The sequence below is a fragment of the Acinetobacter sp. AOR01_HL genome (assembly GCF_027855455.1).
In the GTDB taxonomy this organism is placed as follows: Bacteria; Pseudomonadota; Gammaproteobacteria; order Pseudomonadales; family Moraxellaceae; genus Acinetobacter; species Acinetobacter baumannii.
Map to the genome: position 1 here is coordinate 170,678 of NZ_JAKTIM010000018.1, position 22,041 is coordinate 192,718.

Below are 22,041 nucleotides of genomic sequence, written 5' to 3' on the forward strand. Positions count from 1 at the left end.
TCGAGGCTGGGCCTATTACTAATCTAAAATTATTACAGCCTTATCTTAATAAATCTCTTCATATCCCTCTGGACGTGTTTTAAAGCGACGGTGAAACCACATATATTGAGTTGGTGCGATACGAAGCTGGTTCTCAATAATCTTATTCACACGCGTTGCATCATCGACTTCATCTTCACTTGGTAAATTGTCGACCGCAGGTTCAATCAAAATATGATATTTAGGGTTCTGTACATCGCCATGACGATAAAAATATAAAGGCACAGCAACCGCTTTCGAGATTTTTAATAAACGACGGTGAGCGGTTACAGTGGCAGCTGGCACTCCAAAAAATGGTGCCATAACACCTTGTTTAAGCCCAAAGTCTTGATCGGGACTATACCAAATTGCATCGCCCTCTTTAAGATGACGAATCAAACCACGCATGTCATCATGATCAATTTGTGCTTTATAAATTGTGCCGCGGCAACGATAAATTAGCATATCGAGGAGTGGGTTGTTTTGAGGGCGATACACAACATCCGGCTCGAAATATTGGGCGCATACATAACCACCTGCATCGAGTAAAGTACTATGTGTACCAAGCAATAAAACACCTTTGCCTTGAGCTTGAGCATTGGTAATGTGTTCTAAGCCTTCAATAGTGACACGGTTTTTAAACCAGTAAGGCTTATACCATGCGTTTAAAGTTTCAAATACCCCAAGCATCATATCCACAAAAACTTGTTTTGCTTGTTGCTGTACTTTTTCAGGTGTCCATTCTGGAAAGCAAACTTCTAAATTACGAATTGTGGTTTTACGACGAGATTTTAAATATTTCCAAGCGATATTTGCCAACCCGTGAGCCAAACGCCATTGAATTGCCCACGGTAAAATAGCCAAAAGCATCAGGAAAGTAATCGCAATCCACACACCCCAATATTTAGGCAACAAAAAGGACCATTGAAACTCACCGGGCGTATAAGGCTGCTTTTGGCTCATAATGATATAAAGAATTTAAAAAGTTAAAACTGCCAAAAGTGTATCACGAACTGAATTTATCGTCGTAATACACAGGAGTAAATTGAAGGTTTAGAGGGGATAAAAAATAAAGTGGGTTATCGGCGGTGTTCTAGGAGAATATGAACAGCAAGTCCGGCTAAGACTGTACCCATGACCCAGCGTTGAATGCTTGCCCAAAGTGGTTTTTTCTGTAGAAAAAGAGCAATGCTGCCGGCAGAAAATACAATCAGCGCATTTACTGAAACGCTTACAAAAATTTGTATAGTTCCGAGTTGGATAGACTGCGCTAAAATACTGCCTTGTTGTGGGTGAATAAACTGAGGTAATAAAGATAAATACATAATCGCAATTTTAGGATTAAGTAAATTTGTCAAAAAGCCCATTAAAAATAACTTTAATGGTGAGTCAACCGCCAAATGTTTAATATTAAAAATAGGTGCGGCATTGGGACGTAAAGCTTTCCATGCTAACCAAAGTAAGTACATTGCACCGGCAATACGAATAGTATCATATGCATATGGTACTGCAACAACAAGTGCCGTAATCCCGAAAGATGCGCAGAGCATGTAAAATACAAAACCAACGGCAACGCCACCGAGAGAAATAAATCCTGCGATTTTACCCTGACTAATGGAACGAGAAATAAGATAAATCATGTTAGGACCAGGGGTGAGTACCATCGCCACACAAATGAATCCAAATGCCAAAATTTGAGAGAGATCTAGCACGGAAATATCCTTAAATATTATTATACTGATAGGTATAACATAATTGTTTTGTATACAGCGAATCTTTATTCATTGTCTTTTTGAATCAAAAAATAAGAATAATTCAGTATGATATGAATATCTTGAATTTATAGAAATTTATGAGAAATCTCCATATTGATGCCACAAAAGGTGTCTTAATTTTTCTGGTTGTATTGGGTCATTACCTTGAAAGGTTAATTGGCTGGAACGAACCTCTAAATCAAGCGATTTTAGGGAGTATTTACTTTGTTCATATGCCCGCTTTTATTTTTATATCGGGAATATTTTTTAAAGAAGAGAAAATCCTAGAAAAGTTAATTTACTTTTTATCGTTATATTTGCCGTTTCAGCTTTTATTTCAATTGCTTGATGCTTTTTATAATGGAAGTCTTTGGAATGGTACATTTCAATTCTTATGGTTTGCTAAACCTTATTGGGTGCTTTGGTATTTATTTAGCATGGGAATTTGGACACTTTTAGCTTTTTTCCTAAAAAAGACAGCACATCCGGTTCTATTTTCTATTATTTTAGCTTTACTTATTGGATTTTCACCTATCAATAATTATAGTTATTCAATAGGTAGAATTTTCGTATTTTTACCTTTTTTTATGACTGGGGCGATCTATGGTAAAACTATTTTTCAGTATATTCCGCAGTTACCTTATGAAAAGTTATTTGCTGTTATCATATTATTAATAATTACTATTGTAGCCGCTATAAGCCATTATAGTTATTATTGGTTATTTGGGAGTCTATCTTATATTCAGTTAGATGTAGATTTATGGCAAGGAGTGCTGATCCGCAGTGTAATTATGTTGCTATCGGCTATGGGTGTTTTGAGTTTATTTGTATTCACTCAAAATTTTAAACAACCTTGGATTGGTTTAGGTCAAAAAACACTGCCAGTTTATATATTGCATGCTTTTGTAATTATTGTTTTGACCCATCAGTTAAGCTTTAAATATTCGGTAGAGATTAATATTTTCATTAGTCTTGTTTTAGCTGTCCTAACTTGCATGGTTTTACAGTTACAGATATTTGAACGTTTAATTCGCTTCATCTCTTTATTTGTATATAAGCCTTTTATGAAATTACTAGAAATTCTAAATCCAAAAAAAGGGCTTTAATTAAAGCCCTTTTTATTGATTAACTGCCTTTACTCATTTGCTCAAGTTCATCCCAGCGCTCTAACTTTTCAAGGAGTAACTCTTCAATTTCTGCTAGACGCTGGCTTGCTTTGGTTGCCGCATCGGCATCCGTTACGAACCATGAGCCGTCAGCAAGTTTATCAGAAAGTTCAGCTTGCTCATTTTCTAACTTTTCAATTTCTGCCGGTAATTGCTCAAGTTCACGTTGATCTTTGTAGCTTAATTTGACCTTTTTTACGTTCGTTTGAGCTGCATTTTTTTCAGCTTCTGCTTTAGCCTGAGCTTTTTTTACATCGCCTTTTTGGTCAACGACTCTCTCATTTGGACGCTGAATTAAATAGTCCTGATAACCACCGATATATTCTGCAATACCGCCTTTGCCATCAAATACCCAAGTTGATGTCACAACGTTGTCCATAAAAGCACGGTCATGGCTAATTAGAAGCAAAGTACCTTTATATTCAGACAACATCTCCTCAAGTAGCTCAAGTGTGACCATATCTAAGTCATTCGTTGGCTCATCCATTACAATCAGGTTCGAAGGCTTGAGCAACAGTTTTGCTAACAGGACACGATTACGCTCACCACCAGAAAGTGCTTTCACCGGTGTACGAGCTCGTTCCGGAGAGAATAGGAAGTCTTGTAAGTAACTGAGAATATGGCGACGTTGACCATTTACATCAACGAAATCTGAACCTTCAGAAACGTTTTCAGAAACCGACTTTTCAAGATCAAGCTGATTACGTAATTGGTCGAAGTAAGCAATTTCAAGCTGAGTTCCTGTTTTGACAACACCTTCGTGCTGAACTTCGCCTAAGATCGCTTTAATTAAAGTAGTCTTTCCTACGCCGTTATCACCGACCAAACCAATGCGGTCACCGCGCATAACAATGGCAGAGAAATCTCTAATGAGGGTTTGTCCATCGTAGCTTACGCTTAAATGTTCAATATCAAATACAAGTTTGCCTGAGCGCTGTGCTTCTTGAACGCCCATATTGACTTTGCCTTGTTGGAAACGGCGAGCTTTTGACTCTTCTCGTAATGCTTTAAGGGCACGGACACGACCTTCATTACGTGTACGACGTGCTTTAATACCTTGACGAATCCATGCTTCTTCTTCGGCAAGTTTCTTTTCAAACAAGGCATTTTGTTTTTCTTCAGCTTCAAGTTGCTGAGCTTTTAGGTCAAGGTAACGAGAATAGTTTCCTTCATAGCTGCGTAATATGCCGCGGTCCAATTCCACAATACGAGTTGCAAGGCGGTCTACAAAAGAACGGTCATGCGAAATAAAGAGTAAGGTTAAATTATTTTGATCAAGCAGGAATTTCTCAAGCCACTCAATACTTTCAACATCTAAGTGGTTAGTTGGCTCATCGAGTAATAACACATCTGGTTGGGTAAGTAGGGCGCGCGCAAGTAAAACACGACGTTTACGACCACCCGATAGGTCGGCTAGATCTGCATTCGGATCTAACTCCATTTTACCTAAAATCGTGTTGACCTTATTTTCTAATGCCCATCCATCAAGTTGGTCAAGTTTATGCTGTAAAGATCCCATACGATCGCAAGCTTCCATGTCACCCAGTACACAGGCATCACTTGCTTCATGATAGGCTTTAAGTACGGCAGCGGCTTCGCCTGCACCTTCTGCTACAATATCTGCAACTTTGCCCGATGACATCGGAACATCTTGGGCTAACATAGAAACAGTTAAACCATTTTGGACAGAAACTTCACCAGAATCTGGTAGTAGGCTTCCCTCAATGAGTTTAAGTAAAGTAGACTTACCTTCACCATTACGACCAATTAAACAGACTCGTTCGCCACGTTCTAGGTTGAAGTTCGCGCCATCGAGCAGGGCAGGTCCGCCAAAAGCAAGTTGGACATCCCTTAAAGTAATATAGGCCATAATGTTTTCCAAAATCTCAAATGAGGACTTAAATGACTAAACCACCATATCATGATGATCAAGCGTCATTTTCCGCACCCATTGAAGATTTGCAAGTGCGAATTGCATTTTTAGATGATTTAGTTGAGGAATTAAATCAGCAACTCGCGATTCAAACTTTAGAAATAGCTGATTTAAAAAAACAAATGCAATTACTTTATCAACGTGTGGAATCTGCAGATTTATCAGAAGGTGTTGCACCTTTTGATCCATTAACGAATAAACCACCGCATTACTAATTAAAATGGCAAGCGTTACGCTTGCCATTTATTTTCAAAAGTGCAACTTAAAATCCGTGTAAAACGATTTTTCCTTTGGTTGAACCACTTTCAATTTGCTCATGAACCCGTGTTAAGTTTTCAGCATTAATTGGGCTTAAAACCTGAGTCACAGTTGTTTTGATTTTACCTTCATCCACCAGTTTACTGACTTCATTTAGTAGCTCACTTTGTTTTTCCATATCTTCAGTCTGGAACATAGAGCGCGTAAACATAAATTCCCAGTGAACTGAGACAGACTTAGATTTAAACGGTTTAATATCTAACTGATCAGGGTCATCAATAAGTCCAAAATGACCTTGTGGAGCAATTAACTCTACAATATCTGATAAATGTTGATCTGTTTCAGTGGTTGAGAATACATATAAAGGTGCACTTAAACCTAATTGTTTAATTTGTGCAGCTAAAGGCTGACGGTGGTTTAATACATAGTCAGCACCTAGTTGTTCTACCCATTCTTTTGTTTCGGGGCGTGAAGCTGTAGCAATAATCGTGAGGTTAGTTAATTGCTTAAGAAGCTGAATGGTAATTGAACCTACCCCACCAGCTCCACCAATCACTAAAATAGTCGTATTAGCAGGCGCAGTCTTTGGAACTTGCAGACGATCAAATAACATTTCCCAAGCTGTGATTGCTGTTAAAGGAAGAGCCGCAGCTTCAGTCACTTCTAAAGTTTTTGGTTTATGAGCGACAATACGTTCATCAACTAATTGCAATTCACTATTACTGCCTTGGCGATTTAAAGCACCTGCATACCAAACCACATCACCAATTTTAAATTGAGTAACTTTATCGCCAATCGCTTCTACCGTGCCTACAGCATCCCATCCAAGTACTTTCCAACCAGATTGTTCAGCACTTACATTTTTACGTATTTTGGTATCGACTGGATTTACTGATACAGCTTGAACACGAACAAGTAAATCATGTCCTTTAGTTACTGGAGTGTCGAGTTCAATATCTACGAGTGCCTCTGGCAATGTAATAGGCCCCGCTTTTTGATACGCCACAGCTTTCATAATCATCATTCCTCTTGTTGAGAGTTTGATCATAACGTAAGCTTAAAAATAGTGACTACAGACAAATAACGCTCATAGTGTCAAAAAGGATACTGTAAAATGGCAAAAGCTCGACATTCAAGTTTTGACTGCTCACCAGGTTGTTCAGTTGAGGCCGCAATCAGTTTGATTGATGGCAAATGGAAATGTGTCATTCTTTGGCATTTATTAAATGAAGGAACTTTACGATTTAATGAAATTCGTAAACGAGTTCCAAGCATTACACAAAGAATGCTGACCAATCAGCTTCGGGAATTAGAACAAGATGGCATTATTCATCGTGAGGTTTATCCTCAAGTGCCTCCTAAAGTGGAATATTGTCTAACTGATTTAGGGCGCGGGCTTGAGCAGATACTTCTTGCTTTAAAAACGTGGGGAGATGCGCATCTGGATCAGTTTGGTAAGTTAACTACTCTTGAAACTGAAAAGAGCGCCTAAATATTCTGCCTAGATTGTTAAAAATATCTATGAGGAAATGTTGTAGTTTTTAGCCTTGTCGGTTAATTGGACATTATTTTTATGATGTAACTTGCGTTTTCTGGTCAGCTTATGCAACTCTAATAAAAGAGATTAATAGGTTTTGCTATGGACAATATCGGAATTTGGGTTACCGTTATCATTGTTCTTTTCGTGCTAGGCTCCATTTTTGGTTTAAGAGTGAGTCCACGTGAAAAGGCGTTGGGAATTATGCGAGACAAAGCCCGCAAAATGGGGCTACATCCACGCGTAATTGCTGCACCTGAATGGACACATGTCCCGATGGCAACTGAAAAGCGTGCCAGCATGGTTGCTTACTATAGTGTATTGATCCCCGATGCTCGTTTACCGCTCATGCGTGCTCGCGTTATAGACGGAAAATTAAAAGTTGTGCAAGGCGATGAGAAATTTAATGATTCTCCCATTGCATTAAAAGGGATTTATGCTATTGATATGCAGGCAAACTGTGTAGGCCTTTATTGGGATGAGGAATCGGACCTGAAAGCTACGCAATTAGATGAGATGAAGGCTTATCTGTTGGCCTTGGCTGAAGCCTGATTTTTAAATTTATTGGTATAGGAATAACATTTTATATGGCGAATACCTCGCGCTCTGCATCTCAAAGCACAGCATCTTCTGCCTCTGCTGCACATAAACGTGCCTTAGTGATTGTGGAGTCGCCTGCCAAAGCGAAAACCATCAACAAATATTTAGGTTCGCAGTACATTGTTAAGTCTTCTGTAGGTCACGTACGTGACTTGCCAACAGGCGGCAGTAAAGCAACAGAGAAAAAGCCGGCTGCCCGGACCAAACTCACTGAGGCTGAAAAAGAACAAAAAGCGAATCAGGCTTTAATCAATCGTATGGGTGTCGATCCGGAACATGGATGGCAAGCGCATTACGAAGTTCTGCCTGGCAAAGAAAATGTTGTTGCTGAACTCAAGAAACTTGCTAAAGATGCAGATGCAATCTATCTCGCAACGGACTTGGATAGAGAAGGGGAAGCAATCGCTTGGCACTTACGCGAAGTGATTGGTGGTGACGATAGCCGTTATCATCGTGTGGTATTTAACGAAATTACTAAAAATGCCATTCAAGAAGCATTTAAACAGCCAACACGTCTCGACTTAAACCGTGTTAATGCACAACAAGCACGTCGTTTCTTGGACCGTGTAGTAGGCTTCATGGTTTCGCCATTATTATGGGAAAAGATTGCCCGTGGTTTATCGGCAGGTCGTGTACAGTCTGTAGCGGTAAAGCTTGTTGTTGAACGTGAACGTGAAATTCGTGCTTTTATTCCAGAAGAATATTGGCAAGTCTTTGCAGACACTAAAGCTAAAAAAGATGACATTCGTCTTGAGGCTGTAAAACAGGCGGGTAAAACGCTTAAATTAAAAAATAAAGCTGAAACAGATGCCCTGTTAGATGTATTAAAAGGCGCTGAATATAAAGTTGCCCAGCGTGAAGATAAACCAACTAAGGTGAATCCAAGCGCCCCATACATCACTTCGACTTTGCAACAAGCTGCAAGTACACGTTTAGGTTTCTCTGTAAAGAAAACCATGATGTTGGCGCAGCGCTTGTATGAAGCTGGTTTCATTACTTATATGCGTACTGACTCAACGTTTTTGAGTGATGATGCTGTAAGTATGGTACGTGCGCATATTGAAAGCCAATATGGCGAAAAATATTTACCAGCTAAGCCAAATCGCTATGGTAATAAAGCAGGTGCTCAAGAAGCCCACGAAGCTATTCGTCCATCAAATGTTGCGCTGACTGGTGATCAACTTGCTGGTGTAGAGCGTGATGCTCAGCGTTTGTATGATTTAATTTGGCGTCAGTTCGTAGCTTGCCAAATGACTCCGGCAGAATATTTATCTTCAACTTTAACAGTTGAAGCTGGCAATGTGGAGTTAAAGGCAAAAGGCCGTACGCTTGTATTTGATGGCTTTACTAAAGTTCGTGGTGCCAACAAATCTGATGACGATATCATTTTACCTGCAATTAAAGTGGGCGAAATTTTAAAGCTAGAAAAGCTAGATCCAAGTCAGCATTTTACCAAACCACCAGCTCGTTTTACTGAAGCATCTTTAGTAAAAGAACTTGAAAAACGTGGTATTGGTCGTCCGTCGACTTATGCTGCCATTATTTCTACGATTCAAGAACGTGGTTACGTTAAGTTAGAAAATCGCCGTCTCTTTGCTGAGAAAATGGGTGAGATCGTAACGGATCGTCTTGATGAAAGTTTTAATAACCTAATGAATTATGCATTTACCGCAGATTTAGAAGGTCAGTTGGACCGTGTAGCAACGGGTGAGCGTAACTGGAAAGAATTGCTAGACACATTCTATGGTGATTTTAAAAAGCGTTTGACCAATGCTCAAGGTGAGCAGGGAATGCGTCGTAACCAGCCAGTTGAAGTACCAGCAGTACATTGCCCTGAATGTTCACGTCCAATGCAGATTCGTACGGGTACTACAGGCGTATTCTTAGGGTGTTCTGGCTATAACTTGCCGCCTAAAGAACGCTGTAAAGGGACCTTGAACTTAACGCCAGTTGAGTCTTTAGCAGCGTTATCTGATGACGATAGTGCTGAAACAGCAGACTTGATGTCAAAACATCGTTGTCCGAAATGTGGTACAGCAATGGACAGCTACGTCATTGATGGTGGCCGTAAGTTACATGTTTGTGGTAACAACCCGGATTGCGATGGCTATGAGCTTGAAGAAGGTGAGTTCAAGATCAAAGGTTATGATGGCCCAACCATTCCATGTGATAAATGTGATGGTGAAATGCAGCTTAAAACTGGCCGTTTTGGTCCGTATTTCGCTTGTACAAGCTGTGACAATACTCGTAAAGTCTTGAAAAATGGTCAACCTGCACCACCACGTGTAGAACCAATCAAGATGGAACATTTGCGTTCAACCAAGCATGATGATTATTTTGTGTTACGTGATGGCGCGGCTGGTCTGTTCTTGGCTGCAAGTAAGTTCCCGAAAATTCGTGAAACACGTGCACCAAAAGTTGCTGAGCTTCGTAGCGTAGCTGATCAACTTGATCCAAAATACCAGTTTATTTTACAAGCTCCAGATGTAGACCCTGAAGGTAATCCAACCATTGTGAAGTTTAGTCGTAAGAACCAATCACAATATGTGGGTTCTGAAACACCAGAAGGTAAACAAACCAAATGGAGCCTAATTTACCAAGACGGTAAATGGATTGAAGGCTAAATAAGACAGATAAAAAATGCTAGCTCAGCTAGCATTTTTTACATCTACAACAATAAAAGAAAATTTTAATTTTTATGGGGAAAAAGAATGTGGAAAAACATTCGGATTTTATGTCTATTAATTGTTTTATTAATCGTTGCAGTTCAAGCGTGGCGTGACCAAAACCAAGACTGGAATCAGCCTATTGTGGTGATATTACACCCAATAAATGCAGATGGCTTACAAACCACACAAGCTTATATTCATCAGTTACAAAACACTGATTTTCAGGCGCTTAAAAGCTATTTAAGTGAATGGTCGCAACATTATCGGGGGCAATCAGCAAACTTTGAAATACGCTTGGGGCAACAGTTACAGCAGCGTCCACCTGAGGTGCCACAAAATGCCGGTATTTTTCATGTGGTTTGGTGGAGTTTAAAGTTTCGTTTTTATGCCTGGCGACAACAACAGCCTGAAGATAATGGAGCATCGCTCAAACTTTATTTAAATTATTACGATCCCAATTATCAAAAAGTTTTGGTGCATTCGACTGCTTTAGAAAAGGGCCGTATTGGTAGTGTTAATTTGTTTGCTACACGTGGGCAAGCATCACAAAATCAGGTTGTAATCGTTCATGAGCTATTGCATGGCTTTGGGGCAAAAGATAAATATGATTTAAAAACAGGTCAGCCCATATATCCATTAGGATATGCACAACCTGAAAAAGTACCTCTTTATCCACAAAAGCGAGCAGAAATCATGGGTGGTCGAACACCATTATCTGAGCAGACCAGCAAAATGCCAAGTGATTTACAAGAAACCGTAATAGGTTTACCAACAGCTCAAGAAGTGGGGTGGCTGAAATAAAATTGTGGATAAATACTGTTTTATCCACATCAATTGTTAATAAACGATGCACATCTTATACAGACAATAAATGTGAAGTGCATCACTATAATGACATTATATAAACTTCCTAATACCTGATAATAAGAGTCGCCGTCATGAAAACTGTAGGTAATGATTTGGTTCGTAATCAGCTACATGCTGATCGTAAATGGTATCTAATATTAGGCTTTGTGCTCATTATTTTTGGTTTGGTGTTATTTAGCTCACTGCCATTTGCCACATTTTCGGTTGTTTTTCTGTTTGGTATTTTAATGATGGTGGGTGGTGTATTGCATTTAATTGCTGCCTTAAGTGTATTTAAAGGCGGTAGCCGATGGCTGTGGGCACTTTTTGGAGTGCTGTATTTAATGGCGGGCTATTATGCATTTTCTACGCCTGTTACTACGGCTGTTGTTTTAACAAGCTTATTATCAATTGCTCTGATTATTGCGGGTGTAATCCGCACTATAAATGCATTTTTACTAAGACCAATTGCAGGGTGGGGCTGGACCTTATTTTCAGGATTATTAACCCTCGCTACAGGTATTTTAATTTTAGTTTCTAAAGATTCTCCGTTTTGGGTGTTAGGAATGTTTTTGGCAGTAGATATTTTATTTCAGGGAATTAACTTTTTAGGGCTCGCTTCTGCGATTAAGCATTTACCTTCTAGCTCAAAAACAGTTTCTTAAAATAAATAACGAACAAAAGAGCACTTAGAGTGCTCTTTTTTGTTTTTAGTGAGCGAAGGTCCATCTCATGGCATGGCTCTGTTAAACTAAGCCTTGGTGTTTTAGCGATATGTGTTATGAGTCTTGCAAAGTTAATTAATGAATTAAATGCTCAGCAAAAAAAAGCAGCAACGACTACGGCTCAAAACTGTCTGGTTTTGGCTGGAGCGGGTTGTGGCAAGACGAAAACTATTGTTGCTCGCGCAGCTTATTTAATTGATCAGGGTTTGCCTGCAAATCAAATTCAGATTTTAACGTTCACCCGCCGAGCTGCGAGTGAAATTGTTGCAAGGGTTGAACAGCATGTCGGGGCACAAGCTAAAGGTCTTCGTGCATCCACTTTCCATACCTTTTGCATGTATTTATTGCGTCGTAATCCGCAAGCGTTTGGTTTAACCCAATTTAGTATTATTGATCGTGATGATCAGTTACTCATGTTTCGCTTATTGAGAGGCAAAGACAAAGATAATGTTTTGCCTAAAGCGGCAGAGCTGTGTGATTTATATTCTTATGCCCGAAATACGCAATCTAAGCTTTCTGAAGCGTTACTCAAGCAATTACCTGAAGCATATGAATATAAATCACAAATTGCTGAGTTAATGAAAACCTATGAACAGCGTAAAAGAGAGCGTAATTTTTTAGACTATGATGACATTTTGTCGATCGTCGCTGTTCATTTACAAAACTCCGAAGCATTGACGAACTGGGTTGCTGGTTTCTGCCAAGCTTTGTTGGTTGATGAGATGCAAGATACCAACCCTTTACAGTGGGCACTTTTGCAGCCACTGATTGGTAAGGTGAAATTATTTTGTGTGGGAGATGACGCCCAGTCGATTTACGGTTTCCGCGGGGCCGATTTTGAAAACATTCATTCTTTTAAAGAACGTATTCCAGATGCAGTGATTCATACCTTGGATCTGAATTATCGCTCGACTCAAGAAATATTAGATTTATCAAATTGGTTACTCGCCCACAGTCCAATCGATTATCAAAAACAGTTACAGGCTCATCGTGGCAAAGGACAAAAGCCACAACTCCATTTGTTTGGTAACGAATTTGAAGAAGCCAACTGGATTGCACAAGACTTAATAGAGCGACACCAACAGGGGGCAAATTGGTACGACCATATGGTGTTAGTCCGCTCTGGTTACAGCGCACGCTATTTAGAAGGTGCATTTATTGCCGCTGAAATTCCGTATCGTTTTATTGGTGGCGTAAAGTTACTTGAATCAGCGCATGTAAAGGATGTGCTCAGTTTATTGCGTATTGTGAGTAACCCGCAGGATGACTTGGCTTGGATGCGCTTTTTAACCTTATGGGATGGTATTGGAGATGTGGGTGCCAGCAAGCTAGCGCAAGAGTTAATGAGCATTTGTGAGGTCGAAGAGCGTTGTCAGCGTTTGGAGCGTCATGGAAAAGTTCCTTTACAGGCCATTTTGATTTTGAAACAGCTTGATGTGCTACAGCAGCATGTTGAGGCAAGCATTGGTCTAGCACTTGATGCATTAAGTGAACAGTTAGAGCAAAACTATAAAACTAAAGACTGGTCACGTCGAGTTAGGGATTTTGACTTGGTTAAACAACTTGCGCGTAAACATGCATCTCTTGGTGAATTTCTTGAAGAATATGTGCTTGAACCAATTTCAATTTCTGAAATTGAAAAAGCGGGTGATGATGATTTAGTGACCTTAATTACAATTCACTCCGCTAAAGGTGCAGAACAGAAAGTGTGTTATGTGCCACATGTCTCACCAAACCAATATCCCTATGCGCGTGCACAGGGCGATTTTGATGAAGTCGAAGAAGAGCGCAGAGTATTGTATGTTGCATTAACACGTGCGGAAAATGAATTGATTTTGACGAAGCAAAATCTCAATACATGGTCACAAGACACGTATGACGAACAAGGCCGCAAAATCGAAAGCTATTTTCTAAATGATTTACCTGCCCATTTGGTTCAGGCCAAAATTCATCGTCAGGTGCCACAGCCATTTGCCAAAAAACAATGGAATACTTCACGAACAGTAAACTTAGGTTTTGGTATCGATCTTGACTAAATTACTGTATAAGACACTGTGAATACTCAAATGTATATTGGCCTTTCTTTTGATGGTCAATGAAGGTTGGAAAATGAAAATATTAGTTCGTAATTTAGATCGTTCAGTGACTGAAGCTGAAGTTTTAGAGCTGTTTAAAGCTTATGGTAAAGTTGAGTCTTGTGTCGTTGTAACCGATAAAGATACGGGTAAATCAAAGGGCTTTGGCTTTGTCGAAATGCCGAATCCGCGTGAAGCCATTAAAGCAATCAAAGGTCTAAATACACTTAAAGTAAAAGGTTACGGTATTCGGGTTAAGGCAGCTGAAGAGTAAGGCTTTTATGCAACAATTTTTAGCTCTTTCTGTGGTTGCTCCAAATGGAACCCGTATAGCTCAGGGAATAAAAACACTTGAAGTTCGTTCATGGGTCCCTGCACAGCTGCCTCTTAAAGATCTATTCATTGTTGAGAACCAAAATTTTTTAATAAATGATGGTGATGAAGAAGAGGGAGTCGCGGTCGCTTTGGTTGATGTTGATTCTATTCATGTTTGGCGAAACGATGAGATTGAACTTGCCTGTGCCTCTGGTTGGAGTGAAGGATATTTTGCTTGGGTTCTAAGTAATGTGCGTCCTATGAAGCGACAGTTGAAAGTTCCGGCTAAACGTAAAATTTATCAAGTCTCTCTGGATTTACCATAAATAACGTTGATTTTATCAATGGAGTCGTTAAGCTAAGAATAGCCATATAGATGGCAATTTTAGAACAGGAAAGTTTAGTTATGTCACGTGTTGCTCGTTATCATGCCGATCGTACCAATCAAAAACTCTATTTTGCACGCTTAGCGTGTCAACAAGCAGAGCAAACTGATCATGTACAGCAGGTACAAGCGTATCGTGAAGCAGCTGTATTTCATTTACATGGTGCGATGTTGGCATTTTTGCAAGAATTGGTACGTTATTACCGTTTAAATGACTTGCAACCGACATTAAAATCTATTGAAGAGCATATGGCGGCAAAAGGACAAGTTTCTCCGGAAGTTTCTGTTTTGCAGCAATTGGCAAAAGATGGCTTCGTTGCAGAATTAAAACGTGCTTACCGTATGTGCCAATATGCACCGGAACCAACTGAACCGACACCGGAAGAAGAAACTTCTTCTAATTTGATCATTAAAGTGACTCAGGGACCACAATCATGGTTACCTGATGTGAAAATTTTGCGTGAATGGCATAGAGAGTTAAGTCATTTAATTGATGGTTTTCGTAACGAAATGGTCGAGTTCTAAAATTAAACTATCTGAGCGCTTGAAATTTAATCCCAGTGCGCCTATATAAATAAGACGAGAGATGCAAAGTGCAAGGGTGCTTTGCCACCATGTTGAAACATGGAGGAAGTATATGTCTATACAGCAATTGAAAGAGTTATTTGGAAATCAAGAAGCAGTGTTGGAATTAGTCCAACTAGAAGGTGGTGAGCTCGCCTTGCGTAATGCTGGTTCTGAAAAAGAGCCCTTGGTTAAAATTCAGTTTAGTGATGAACTAAAGGCAATATTAGGTGAACAGACGCCTATAGTTGCACAACATATGATTCAAGCAGCTTTGTTTGGGCTGTTAGAAAAGCAGGTCAATGAATGGCAGGCTGAAGTTGTGGATGAGCAGCCTAAATTCTTAAGTTAAAAAAAGCGTACTCTTGAGTACGCTTTTTTTGTATGCATTAATGATGTGTGGACTGATGCGCAAGTTCGATTTGATTTAAAATATGATGGCTCATATTCTTAGCCATTTCTTCTTTCGCATAGAATACTTCACCAATGTGTTCGTCTCTAATCACTGCGGCTTCTTCTTTACTTTCTGCACAAATTAAAACCTGAATTTGAGGGTTCAATTGCTTCGCAATATCTACAATCCGATGAATATCTAAAATATCCATAGGTGAAATTACCAAGAGTCGTGCGTGCATGATATGTGCTTGAATTAAAACGCCAGGTTCGGTTGCTACACCACTTACAGCTGCAATATTTGCCTGACGTAGTTTTTCTACGATTTCACGATTCTCTTCTGCAATTACGACTTTAATATTTTGATTAATTAAATTTTCAGTAATACGTCGTCCAACGCCACCATACCCTACAATCACCACTTGATCGCGTAGATAAGATTGATCGACTTCATCGGGCAGCATGGCTAATGGGTCGCCACTACGTTCAAGAAGTCGTGCTAAATGAGAGCGTTCACGAATCCAACGTTGTACCGGCTCAATTGCCGAGAAGATGAAAGAGTTCAGTGTAATTGAGAATAATGCGCCTGCTAAAATTAGGTTTTGAGCTTCTAGAGTTAATAGACCTAAAGAGACACCAAGGGTAGCCAAAATAAATGAAAACTCACCAATTTGAGCAAGGCTGGCCCCGACTGTTAAAGCAGTATTGATTGGATAGCGGAAGAATAAAACCAAGGCCATTGCAGCAAGTGTTTTACCCACCATAATAATTGCGATAACAGCCAAGATATGTAGTGGACGTTCAATAAGAATATGTGGATCAAACAACATCCCTACTGAAACGAAAAATAAAATCGAGAAAATTTCACGTAGTGGTAGCGTTTCTTCTTCTGCGCGATGGCTAAAATCTGATTCTTTAACAACCATTCCGGCAAAGAATGCCCCTAATGCCATTGAAACTCCAAAGATGGCATAAGAACCATAGGCAATCGATACAGCAGCAGCGACTACAGTAAGCGTAAATAGCTCTCTTGAACCTAAGCGAGCAACAAACTGCATAATAATAGGCACAACGCGCTTACCGACAATCAGCATAAAGGCGATAAAGCCAATAACCTTTAATAGGGTGATTCCAAGAGTTAGCCAGATGTTACCTTCTGTGCCTGCTGGAGCTTTTCCGCCAAGTAAAACAGCTGTAGCTGGAAGAAGTACTAAAACAAGTACCATGACTAAATCTTCAACTAACAGCCAGCCCACAGCAATTTTGCCGTTTACAGAATCTAGCAGACCACGGTCTCCTAAAGCTTTTAATAATACAACTGTACTCGCACATGACAGGCTTAAGCCAAAAACGAGTGCGGAGCCAAAGCTCCAGCCCCATAACATTGAAACGCCAATACCCAGTAAAGTTGCAACAGCAATTTGTAAGATTGCACCTGGCAAGGCAATGCGGCGAACAAGTAAAAGATCATTTAAGGAAAAATGCATACCAACGCCAAACATGAGGAACATTACACCAAGTTCAGCAAGTTGGTTTGCAAGATGAATATCTGCTTCAACACCAGGAGTATTAGGACTAATAATAATTCCGGCAATGAGATAGCCAATAAGAGGGGGAAGTCGTAGTCGGGCGGCAATATAGCCAAAAAACAGGGCAACGCCGAAACCAACAGCAAGTAAAATAATTAAATCTACGTCATGCGGCACTAAAAACTCCTTTTACGTGAGTTAGGCTAAAGACAAGCATAAAAAATGCCAAGGCGGAATATGTGGAAAGTTTAACAAAAAGGCTGGTATAAAAAAAATGCAAAAAAAAACGACTTCATAAAGAAGTCGTTTTTTTTCGAGGCTAAAATTATTTGATTTTAGCTTCTTTGAAAATCACGTGTTGACGGATTTTTGGATCAAATTTTTTGATTTCCATTTTTTCCGGCATAGTACGTTTGTTTTTAGTCGTGGTATAGAAGTAACCTGTACCAGCTGAAGAAACGAGGCGAATCTTATCACGCATTGCTCAGACTCCTTAGATCTTTTGACCTTGAGCACGAAGGTCTGCAACAACCTTTTCGATACCCAATTTGTCAATAATACGCATACCTTTAGTGGTTAAACGAAGACGTACAAAACGTTTTTCGCTTTCTAACCAGAAACGGTGGTGGTGCAGGTTCGGCTCGAACCGGCGCTTGGTTTTGTTGTTGGCGTGTGAGACGTTGTTACCAACGACTGGACGCTTGCCGGTAACTTGGCAAACCTTAGACATGGTGTAACTCCATTGATTTAGCCAACAGCAAATCTGTGGCCAGTCATACTAAATGTAAACGGATGAATTCATTCAAGGGGCGTTTTATACCAAAAATACGATTAAAAGACAAGCGAAATTGGTAAAAACGAGGCATGATCTAGTATAACAGATCATGCCTTGATCAGTTAGCGCAACAAGGTTTTCGAAATGAAGCGATGAATCGGTTTATTGAACGGTGGAAGAATATATTTCAAGCTATAAAGTTTTGGATTTGACATGACCGAACGTTCATGCGAAAGCCCAAAAAAGCCCTCCGGTCCGTGATATTTACCCATACCTGACGCACCAATACCGCCAAAAGGTAAATCATCTTGTGCTACATGGGTAATCACCATGTTAATTCCGAAATGCCCTGAATGAGTATGCTGAGAGATATAATCGGCGCGTGCCTGATCATAGTCAAAATAATACATTGCCAAAGGACGTGGTCGACTATTAATAAATTCGATGACTTCTTCTATTTGGTCATATTCTAAAATTGGTAGAACAGGACCAAAAATTTCATTTTGCATAATATCCATTGCAGTCGTTACACCAGTAACCAGAGTCGGTGCAATTTTGCGGACATCATCTAAAATTTCATTTTGAGGATTAATTTCAATAATACGAGCACCCTGATCACGGGCATTTTCTAGATAGCCCTGAATACGGTTGTACTGCTTATCATTAATAATAGAAGTGTAGTCTTGATTGTTACGGAAATGAGGATACATTCCAGCCACAATCAATTTAAAGTTTTCAATGAACTCGGCAGTTTTACCACGCGGCAAGAAAATATGGTCTGGCGCAACGCAAGTTTGGCCTGCATTCCATAATTTACCCACAGCAATACGCTGTGCGACATCTTTCATGTCTACGGAAGCATGTACAAGCGCAGGGGATTTACCACCCAACTCAAGAATGACTGGCACAAGGTTTTGAGCTGCAGCCGCCATGACTGTTTTACCGACAGAAGTCGAGCCTGTGAAAATCATTTTGTCAAAAGGCAGGTGACTAAACGCATCAGAGATCACACCACCGCCATTAACCACAGCAACCAATTCTTGTGGAAAAGCTTCAGAAAGAGCATTTTCAAGAACCTGTCCAAAATTTGGAGAAGCACTCGAAATTTTGATCATGGCATGGTTACCAGCCGCCAAAGCACAGATGAGTGGGCCAACGGAAAGTAGTAATGGATAGTTCCAAGGTGTAATAATGCCAATAACACCCATTGGTTGATATTGTACCCAACCTTTTGCTGGCTGATGTAATACACTGATATGGCGTTTTGATGGTTTCATCCATCCGGTCAGGTTCTTACTGTAATACTTGATTTGTTCAAGACAGGTAAGTAACTCACCAATTTTGGTTTCCATAATGGCACGATTGCCATAATCAAGGTTAATTGCTTCGGCAATCTGATCTTGATATTTTACCAAGACTCTTTTAAGACGAGCTAAACGATCAATACGCTCTTTAGCAGTGGGTACCGGATGACGTAAGTAGGCAATCTTTTGCTGCTCAAGCAAATCATGTAAATGCTTAACATCATAAGGAACCTGAGTCTCTGGATTTGTTTTTGTTTGACTGTTCATCGGTACTTACCAAATATACTGATATACTTATTTTTTAGAGTAAATACTCTAAAGAGTCAAGTTGGTTTCTGTGTGCAAGTCTTAACCATATGAATTAACGAAGGTTATTAAAATGTCTCTACCTAAAGCTCTGAAGACAAAAGATCGGATTTTACAAATCAGTTTGCAGCTTTTTAATGAGCGTGGCGAACGGTCTGTCACTACCAATCATATTGCTGCAGAGTTGGGGATTAGTCCTGGAAACTTGTATTATCACTTTCGAAACAAGCATGAAATCATTAAGGAATTAATGCACCAATATCAGGTCGAGACTTTAGAAATGCTCTCTTTACCTGAGGACAGACCATTAACGACCAATGACAAAATTAATTATTTTCAGGTACTCAGTGGTCAGCTATGGAACTATCGTTTTATCCACCGCGATGTTTATCATTTAGTTGAAAGTAACGAAGACTTTAAAAAGATCTATCCTCGATTCGCAGGGCAGGTCATGCAGCAAGGACAAAGAATTTATCAGGCCTTTGTTGATGCCGGGCTTATGAAAATGACGCCATCGGAAATTGAAGCGCTCATTATTAACCTCTGGATTGTCTTAACGAACTGGACCAACTTTCTATATATGTCCGGACACATTAGTGACAATAACCACCTTGAAGAAAAATGGGTTTGGCAAGCTTTACGTCAAATGGTTTTTTTAGAAGGCCCTTATTTAATGGGGGAAAGCCGCGCGACTTATGAGCAATTATTGGAGTCGCTTGGACCTTCTGATCTTTTTGCCAGCTTATCGTCCCTAAAAGATGAATAGTTGTGCTTGTTTATTTAGAGCGCTAGAATACTCGGCTTATCAAAATTTTGTCTCAATTAAGTGATATTAACCAAATGAATATGACCACTGCCAATACAGCCCGTTTACTGATTACTTGTGAAGACAAGCCTGGGATCGTACAGGCTGTATCGAGCTTTTTGTACCATCAGGGTGCAAACATTACCGCGCTTGATCAGTATGCGACGGAAGCTCAAGGCGGACGTTATTTCATGCGTGTTGAATTTGAACTTGATCATTTACAGTCTCGTAAAGATGCTTTAATTCAGACTTTCGCAGCAAATGTAGCGGAACGTTATGGCATGCAATGGCGTCTTGCTTTTGTTAATGATATTAAAAAGGTTGGTATTTTAGTTTCTAAAGTTGACCATGCTTTGCTTGAGCTATTGTGGCGTCATGCACGTGGTTCTTTACCGTGTGAAATTACCCACGTAATTTCTAACCACGAAGATTTACGTGAAGCGGTTGAAAACTTTGGTATTCCATTTACAGTCATTAAAGTAACCAAAGACAATAAAGCAGAAGCTTATGCTCAAATTCATGAAATGATGCAAGGCAATGACTTGTTAGTTCTTGCGCGTTACATGCAGATTTTAAGCGAAGATTTCGTTTCTAAATGGGAAATGAAAATTATCAATATTCACCACTCATTCTTACCTGCTTTTGTGGGCGCAAACCCATACAAGCAAGCATATGAAAAAGGTGTAAAGTTGATTGGTGCAACAGCTCACTATGTGACTGCTGACCTAGACCAAGGCCCAATTATTGAGCAAGACGTTGAACGTGTGAGCCATGATTATAATGTTGAGCAGTTGCGTGAGCTTGGCGAAGATGTTGAACGTAATGTATTAGCTCGTGCTGTTAAATGGCATTTAGAAGACCGAATTATTGTAGATGGCAATAAGACTGTTGTTTTCTAACAACTTATATTCCTTTAAAAGCATGCTTTTGAGCGTGCTTTTTTTATGGCTAAAATAAATTTAAAATGTTATAACATAACTAGAGTCTGTTGCTCTATAGATTACTTTTAATATCTAGCTACTTAATTATTTTTTAAGCTGAGCGCGATCTGATAAGTGAAAATAGGGAACTTACAAATTTTAGTGCGTTGTCTAAGCATGAGAAAACTAAGGTGATATCACTTTATCAAGTTAGACCTCGCGATAATGAGGAATGTTTTCATAAAAAAGTAGTTGCAAATGAAAACACTTCTCATTTATTATTGTGGCACTTTATTGTTCTATCCGATGTTTGAAATCGTTTCTATAAATTGAAAGCCGAAATCATCATCCATTAGGTAATTAGATTCTTATGAGTCAATCTTCCGCAGCCTTAAACTCTCCCAATCCGATGAAAAAGAAAGTCATCACGGCACTAATTGCGGTTGCAATTGGTCATATCGGGGTCTTATGGGCAGTCAGCCACATTAAGCCTGCTGAACTAAAGCCAATTGAAAAGAAACCTTTACAAGTCCGTTTTGTAAAAATTCAAGAGCAACCAAAACCTTTACCACCAAAACCAAAAGAACCGCCTAAAAAGCCGGAACCTAAAAAAGAAGTGAAAGAGGTTAAAGTTGTTGAGAAACCTGTAACTCCACCTAAAAAAGTGGAAAAAATTCAGCAGGTCAAAAAGGCTGAAACACCTAAAGAAACAGTAAAAACAGAACCTAAAGTTGAACCAAAAATAGTAACGCCAACGACTACTGTGACTGAAAAAGTCGTTGAAAAGCCAAAGCCAGTGGTTCAAGAAGCACCTAAAGCTCAACCTGCTCCAGATCCATCGCCAAAACGCGTTTCAATTGGCGGTTCGGGTGTACAGTGGAGCCGCTCACCACGTTTGACTGTTTCACCAAAAGATTTACAGGGCGAAGCACGCTCGGTTGTTGTACTTATTGAAGCCGATGAGAAAGGCAAGATTACTAACGTGCGCGTAACCCGTAGCAGCGGTATTCCAAGTCTAGATGACAAGGTAGTCCGCGCTGTACGTAGTGCAAAATTTAAACCTTATATGGAAAACGGTGTTGCTTATCCAATTAAAGCAGAGCAACCGTTTGACTTAACCCCTTAAACGAATTTGAGTCCCAACGGCTAACCTTAATCAGGAGT

At 39.7% G+C, this 22,041-nt stretch carries 23 protein-coding genes; 15 read left to right on the forward strand and 8 right to left on the reverse strand.

What is annotated here, in order from left to right; translation table 11 throughout:
- Positions 1-45 precede the first annotated feature (45 nt).
- Together MKL62_RS05385 and MKL62_RS05390 are read right to left on the reverse strand one after the other, a co-directional pair.
- Positions 46-981 (reverse strand): LpxL/LpxP family acyltransferase, encoded by a 936-nt coding sequence (locus tag MKL62_RS05385; protein ID WP_000078867.1) that lies wholly within the window; start codon positions 979-981, stop codon positions 46-48.
- A gap of 116 nt (positions 982-1,097) precedes the next feature.
- Positions 1,098-1,730, reverse strand: a complete 633-nt coding sequence (locus tag MKL62_RS05390; RefSeq protein ID WP_005129768.1) for a LysE family translocator — start codon at positions 1,728-1,730, stop codon at positions 1,098-1,100.
- Positions 1,731-1,870: 140 nt separating this feature from the next.
- On the opposite strand from MKL62_RS05390, the gene MKL62_RS05395 reads away from it, so the two are divergent.
- Positions 1,871-2,878: an acyltransferase family protein gene (locus MKL62_RS05395; protein ID WP_005129766.1), complete on the forward strand. Its 1,008-nt coding sequence runs from the start codon at positions 1,871-1,873 to the stop codon at positions 2,876-2,878.
- 19 nt (positions 2,879-2,897) lie between these two features.
- Here the strand turns inward: MKL62_RS05395 and MKL62_RS05400 are convergent, their stop codons facing one another.
- Positions 2,898-4,808: an ATP-binding cassette domain-containing protein gene (locus MKL62_RS05400; protein WP_000323469.1), complete on the reverse strand. Its 1,911-nt coding sequence runs from the start codon at positions 4,806-4,808 to the stop codon at positions 2,898-2,900.
- A gap of 32 nt (positions 4,809-4,840) precedes the next feature.
- Between MKL62_RS05400 and MKL62_RS05405 the strand changes: the two genes are divergently transcribed.
- Positions 4,841-5,086 (forward strand): SlyX family protein, encoded by a 246-nt coding sequence (locus tag MKL62_RS05405; RefSeq protein WP_000165735.1) that lies wholly within the window; start codon positions 4,841-4,843, stop codon positions 5,084-5,086.
- A gap of 47 nt (positions 5,087-5,133) precedes the next feature.
- On the opposite strand, the gene MKL62_RS05410 is transcribed toward MKL62_RS05405, so the two are convergent.
- Positions 5,134-6,144 carry a zinc-binding alcohol dehydrogenase family protein gene (locus tag MKL62_RS05410; protein ID WP_005129764.1) on the reverse strand — a complete coding sequence of 337 codons (1,011 nt, stop codon included), beginning with the start codon at positions 6,142-6,144 and terminating at the stop codon, positions 5,134-5,136.
- Positions 6,145-6,243: 99 nt separating this feature from the next.
- Between MKL62_RS05410 and MKL62_RS05415 the strand changes: the two genes are divergently transcribed.
- The 10 genes from MKL62_RS05415 to MKL62_RS05460 all read left to right on the forward strand — a co-directional run bounded on the left by MKL62_RS05415 (position 6,244) and on the right by MKL62_RS05460 (position 15,197).
- The gene (locus MKL62_RS05415) at positions 6,244-6,621 is read left to right on the forward strand and encodes a winged helix-turn-helix transcriptional regulator (RefSeq protein ID WP_001029768.1); all 378 of its coding nucleotides are present in this window, start codon (positions 6,244-6,246) and stop codon (positions 6,619-6,621) included.
- 147 nt (positions 6,622-6,768) lie between these two features.
- Positions 6,769-7,218: a hypothetical protein gene (locus tag MKL62_RS05420; RefSeq protein WP_000368721.1), complete on the forward strand. Its 450-nt coding sequence runs from the start codon at positions 6,769-6,771 to the stop codon at positions 7,216-7,218.
- A 35-nt stretch (positions 7,219-7,253) separates the two neighbouring features.
- A complete protein-coding gene (gene topA / locus MKL62_RS05425) occupies positions 7,254-9,890 on the forward strand; it encodes a type I DNA topoisomerase (protein ID WP_000024261.1) in 2,637 nt (878 codons plus the stop codon).
- An 87-nt stretch (positions 9,891-9,977) separates the two neighbouring features.
- Positions 9,978-10,736, forward strand: a complete 759-nt coding sequence (locus tag MKL62_RS05430) for a hypothetical protein (RefSeq protein WP_005129762.1) — start codon at positions 9,978-9,980, stop codon at positions 10,734-10,736.
- A gap of 137 nt (positions 10,737-10,873) precedes the next feature.
- Positions 10,874-11,446, forward strand: a complete 573-nt coding sequence (locus tag MKL62_RS05435) for an HdeD family acid-resistance protein (protein ID WP_000859452.1) — start codon at positions 10,874-10,876, stop codon at positions 11,444-11,446.
- Positions 11,447-11,562: 116 nt separating this feature from the next.
- Positions 11,563-13,542, forward strand: a complete 1,980-nt coding sequence (locus MKL62_RS05440) for an ATP-dependent helicase (RefSeq protein ID WP_000050364.1) — start codon at positions 11,563-11,565, stop codon at positions 13,540-13,542.
- A gap of 73 nt (positions 13,543-13,615) precedes the next feature.
- The gene (locus MKL62_RS05445; RefSeq protein ID WP_000699342.1) at positions 13,616-13,855 is read left to right on the forward strand and encodes an RNA recognition motif domain-containing protein; all 240 of its coding nucleotides are present in this window, start codon (positions 13,616-13,618) and stop codon (positions 13,853-13,855) included.
- Between the two features lie 7 nt (positions 13,856-13,862).
- Positions 13,863-14,222, forward strand: coding sequence for an ASCH domain-containing protein (locus MKL62_RS05450; protein ID WP_001183874.1), 360 nt, complete (start codon positions 13,863-13,865; stop codon positions 14,220-14,222).
- Between the two features lie 80 nt (positions 14,223-14,302).
- Positions 14,303-14,806 carry a DUF6586 family protein gene (locus tag MKL62_RS05455; RefSeq protein ID WP_002027464.1) on the forward strand — a complete coding sequence of 168 codons (504 nt, stop codon included), beginning with the start codon at positions 14,303-14,305 and terminating at the stop codon, positions 14,804-14,806.
- A gap of 112 nt (positions 14,807-14,918) precedes the next feature.
- Positions 14,919-15,197: a hypothetical protein gene (locus tag MKL62_RS05460; protein WP_000027403.1), complete on the forward strand. Its 279-nt coding sequence runs from the start codon at positions 14,919-14,921 to the stop codon at positions 15,195-15,197.
- 37 nt (positions 15,198-15,234) lie between these two features.
- On the opposite strand, the gene MKL62_RS05465 is transcribed toward MKL62_RS05460, so the two are convergent.
- The 4 genes from MKL62_RS05465 to MKL62_RS05480 form a co-directional block, all read right to left on the reverse strand.
- Positions 15,235-16,944 carry a cation:proton antiporter gene (locus MKL62_RS05465; protein ID WP_001119811.1) on the reverse strand — a complete coding sequence of 570 codons (1,710 nt, stop codon included), beginning with the start codon at positions 16,942-16,944 and terminating at the stop codon, positions 15,235-15,237.
- 148 nt (positions 16,945-17,092) lie between these two features.
- Positions 17,093-17,248, reverse strand: coding sequence for a 50S ribosomal protein L33 (gene rpmG / locus MKL62_RS05470; RefSeq protein WP_001205031.1), 156 nt, complete (start codon positions 17,246-17,248; stop codon positions 17,093-17,095).
- A gap of 12 nt (positions 17,249-17,260) precedes the next feature.
- Positions 17,261-17,497 (reverse strand): 50S ribosomal protein L28, encoded by a 237-nt coding sequence (rpmB, locus tag MKL62_RS05475; protein ID WP_000048256.1) that lies wholly within the window; start codon positions 17,495-17,497, stop codon positions 17,261-17,263.
- A gap of 167 nt (positions 17,498-17,664) precedes the next feature.
- Complete coding sequence (locus MKL62_RS05480; protein ID WP_001088254.1) at positions 17,665-19,113, reverse strand: coniferyl aldehyde dehydrogenase; 1,449 nt, start codon at positions 19,111-19,113, stop codon at positions 17,665-17,667.
- A gap of 112 nt (positions 19,114-19,225) precedes the next feature.
- Here MKL62_RS05480 and MKL62_RS05485 point away from each other — a divergent pair, with 112 nt between their 5' ends.
- The 3 genes from MKL62_RS05485 to MKL62_RS05495 all read left to right on the forward strand — a co-directional run bounded on the left by MKL62_RS05485 (position 19,226) and on the right by MKL62_RS05495 (position 22,003).
- Complete coding sequence (locus MKL62_RS05485) at positions 19,226-19,918, forward strand: TetR/AcrR family transcriptional regulator (protein WP_000056618.1); 693 nt, start codon at positions 19,226-19,228, stop codon at positions 19,916-19,918.
- A gap of 74 nt (positions 19,919-19,992) precedes the next feature.
- Complete coding sequence (gene purU / locus MKL62_RS05490; protein WP_001057506.1) at positions 19,993-20,856, forward strand: formyltetrahydrofolate deformylase; 864 nt, start codon at positions 19,993-19,995, stop codon at positions 20,854-20,856.
- Between the two features lie 391 nt (positions 20,857-21,247).
- A complete protein-coding gene (locus MKL62_RS05495; protein ID WP_000083586.1) occupies positions 21,248-22,003 on the forward strand; it encodes an energy transducer TonB in 756 nt (251 codons plus the stop codon).
- Positions 22,004-22,041 lie beyond the last annotated feature (38 nt).

Bases quoted from the DNA above. Each gene is read 5' to 3' on its own strand.
- MKL62_RS05385 (WP_000078867.1), bottom strand. From the start codon at position 981: ATGAGCCAAAAGCAGCCTTATACGCCCGGTGAGTTTCAATGGTCCTTT.
- MKL62_RS05395 (WP_005129766.1), top strand. From the start codon at position 1,871: ATGAGAAATCTCCATATTGATGCCACAAAAGGTGTCTTAATTTTTCTG.
- MKL62_RS05400 (WP_000323469.1), bottom strand. From the start codon at position 4,808: ATGGCCTATATTACTTTAAGGGATGTCCAACTTGCTTTTGGCGGACCT.
- MKL62_RS05405 (WP_000165735.1), top strand. From the start codon at position 4,841: ATGACTAAACCACCATATCATGATGATCAAGCGTCATTTTCCGCACCC.
- MKL62_RS05410 (WP_005129764.1), bottom strand. From the start codon at position 6,144: ATGAAAGCTGTGGCGTATCAAAAAGCGGGGCCTATTACATTGCCAGAG.
- MKL62_RS05415 (WP_001029768.1), top strand. From the start codon at position 6,244: ATGGCAAAAGCTCGACATTCAAGTTTTGACTGCTCACCAGGTTGTTCA.
- MKL62_RS05420 (WP_000368721.1), top strand. From the start codon at position 6,769: ATGGACAATATCGGAATTTGGGTTACCGTTATCATTGTTCTTTTCGTG.
- topA (WP_000024261.1), top strand. From the start codon at position 7,254: ATGGCGAATACCTCGCGCTCTGCATCTCAAAGCACAGCATCTTCTGCC.
- MKL62_RS05430 (WP_005129762.1), top strand. From the start codon at position 9,978: ATGTGGAAAAACATTCGGATTTTATGTCTATTAATTGTTTTATTAATC.
- MKL62_RS05435 (WP_000859452.1), top strand. From the start codon at position 10,874: ATGAAAACTGTAGGTAATGATTTGGTTCGTAATCAGCTACATGCTGAT.
- MKL62_RS05440 (WP_000050364.1), top strand. From the start codon at position 11,563: ATGAGTCTTGCAAAGTTAATTAATGAATTAAATGCTCAGCAAAAAAAA.
- MKL62_RS05445 (WP_000699342.1), top strand. From the start codon at position 13,616: ATGAAAATATTAGTTCGTAATTTAGATCGTTCAGTGACTGAAGCTGAA.
- MKL62_RS05450 (WP_001183874.1), top strand. From the start codon at position 13,863: ATGCAACAATTTTTAGCTCTTTCTGTGGTTGCTCCAAATGGAACCCGT.
- MKL62_RS05455 (WP_002027464.1), top strand. From the start codon at position 14,303: ATGTCACGTGTTGCTCGTTATCATGCCGATCGTACCAATCAAAAACTC.
- MKL62_RS05460 (WP_000027403.1), top strand. From the start codon at position 14,919: ATGTCTATACAGCAATTGAAAGAGTTATTTGGAAATCAAGAAGCAGTG.
- rpmG (WP_001205031.1), bottom strand. From the start codon at position 17,248: ATGCGTGATAAGATTCGCCTCGTTTCTTCAGCTGGTACAGGTTACTTC.
- rpmB (WP_000048256.1), bottom strand. From the start codon at position 17,497: ATGTCTAAGGTTTGCCAAGTTACCGGCAAGCGTCCAGTCGTTGGTAAC.
- MKL62_RS05480 (WP_001088254.1), bottom strand. From the start codon at position 19,113: ATGAACAGTCAAACAAAAACAAATCCAGAGACTCAGGTTCCTTATGAT.
- MKL62_RS05485 (WP_000056618.1), top strand. From the start codon at position 19,226: ATGTCTCTACCTAAAGCTCTGAAGACAAAAGATCGGATTTTACAAATC.
- purU (WP_001057506.1), top strand. From the start codon at position 19,993: ATGAATATGACCACTGCCAATACAGCCCGTTTACTGATTACTTGTGAA.
- MKL62_RS05495 (WP_000083586.1), top strand. From the start codon at position 21,248: ATGAGTCAATCTTCCGCAGCCTTAAACTCTCCCAATCCGATGAAAAAG.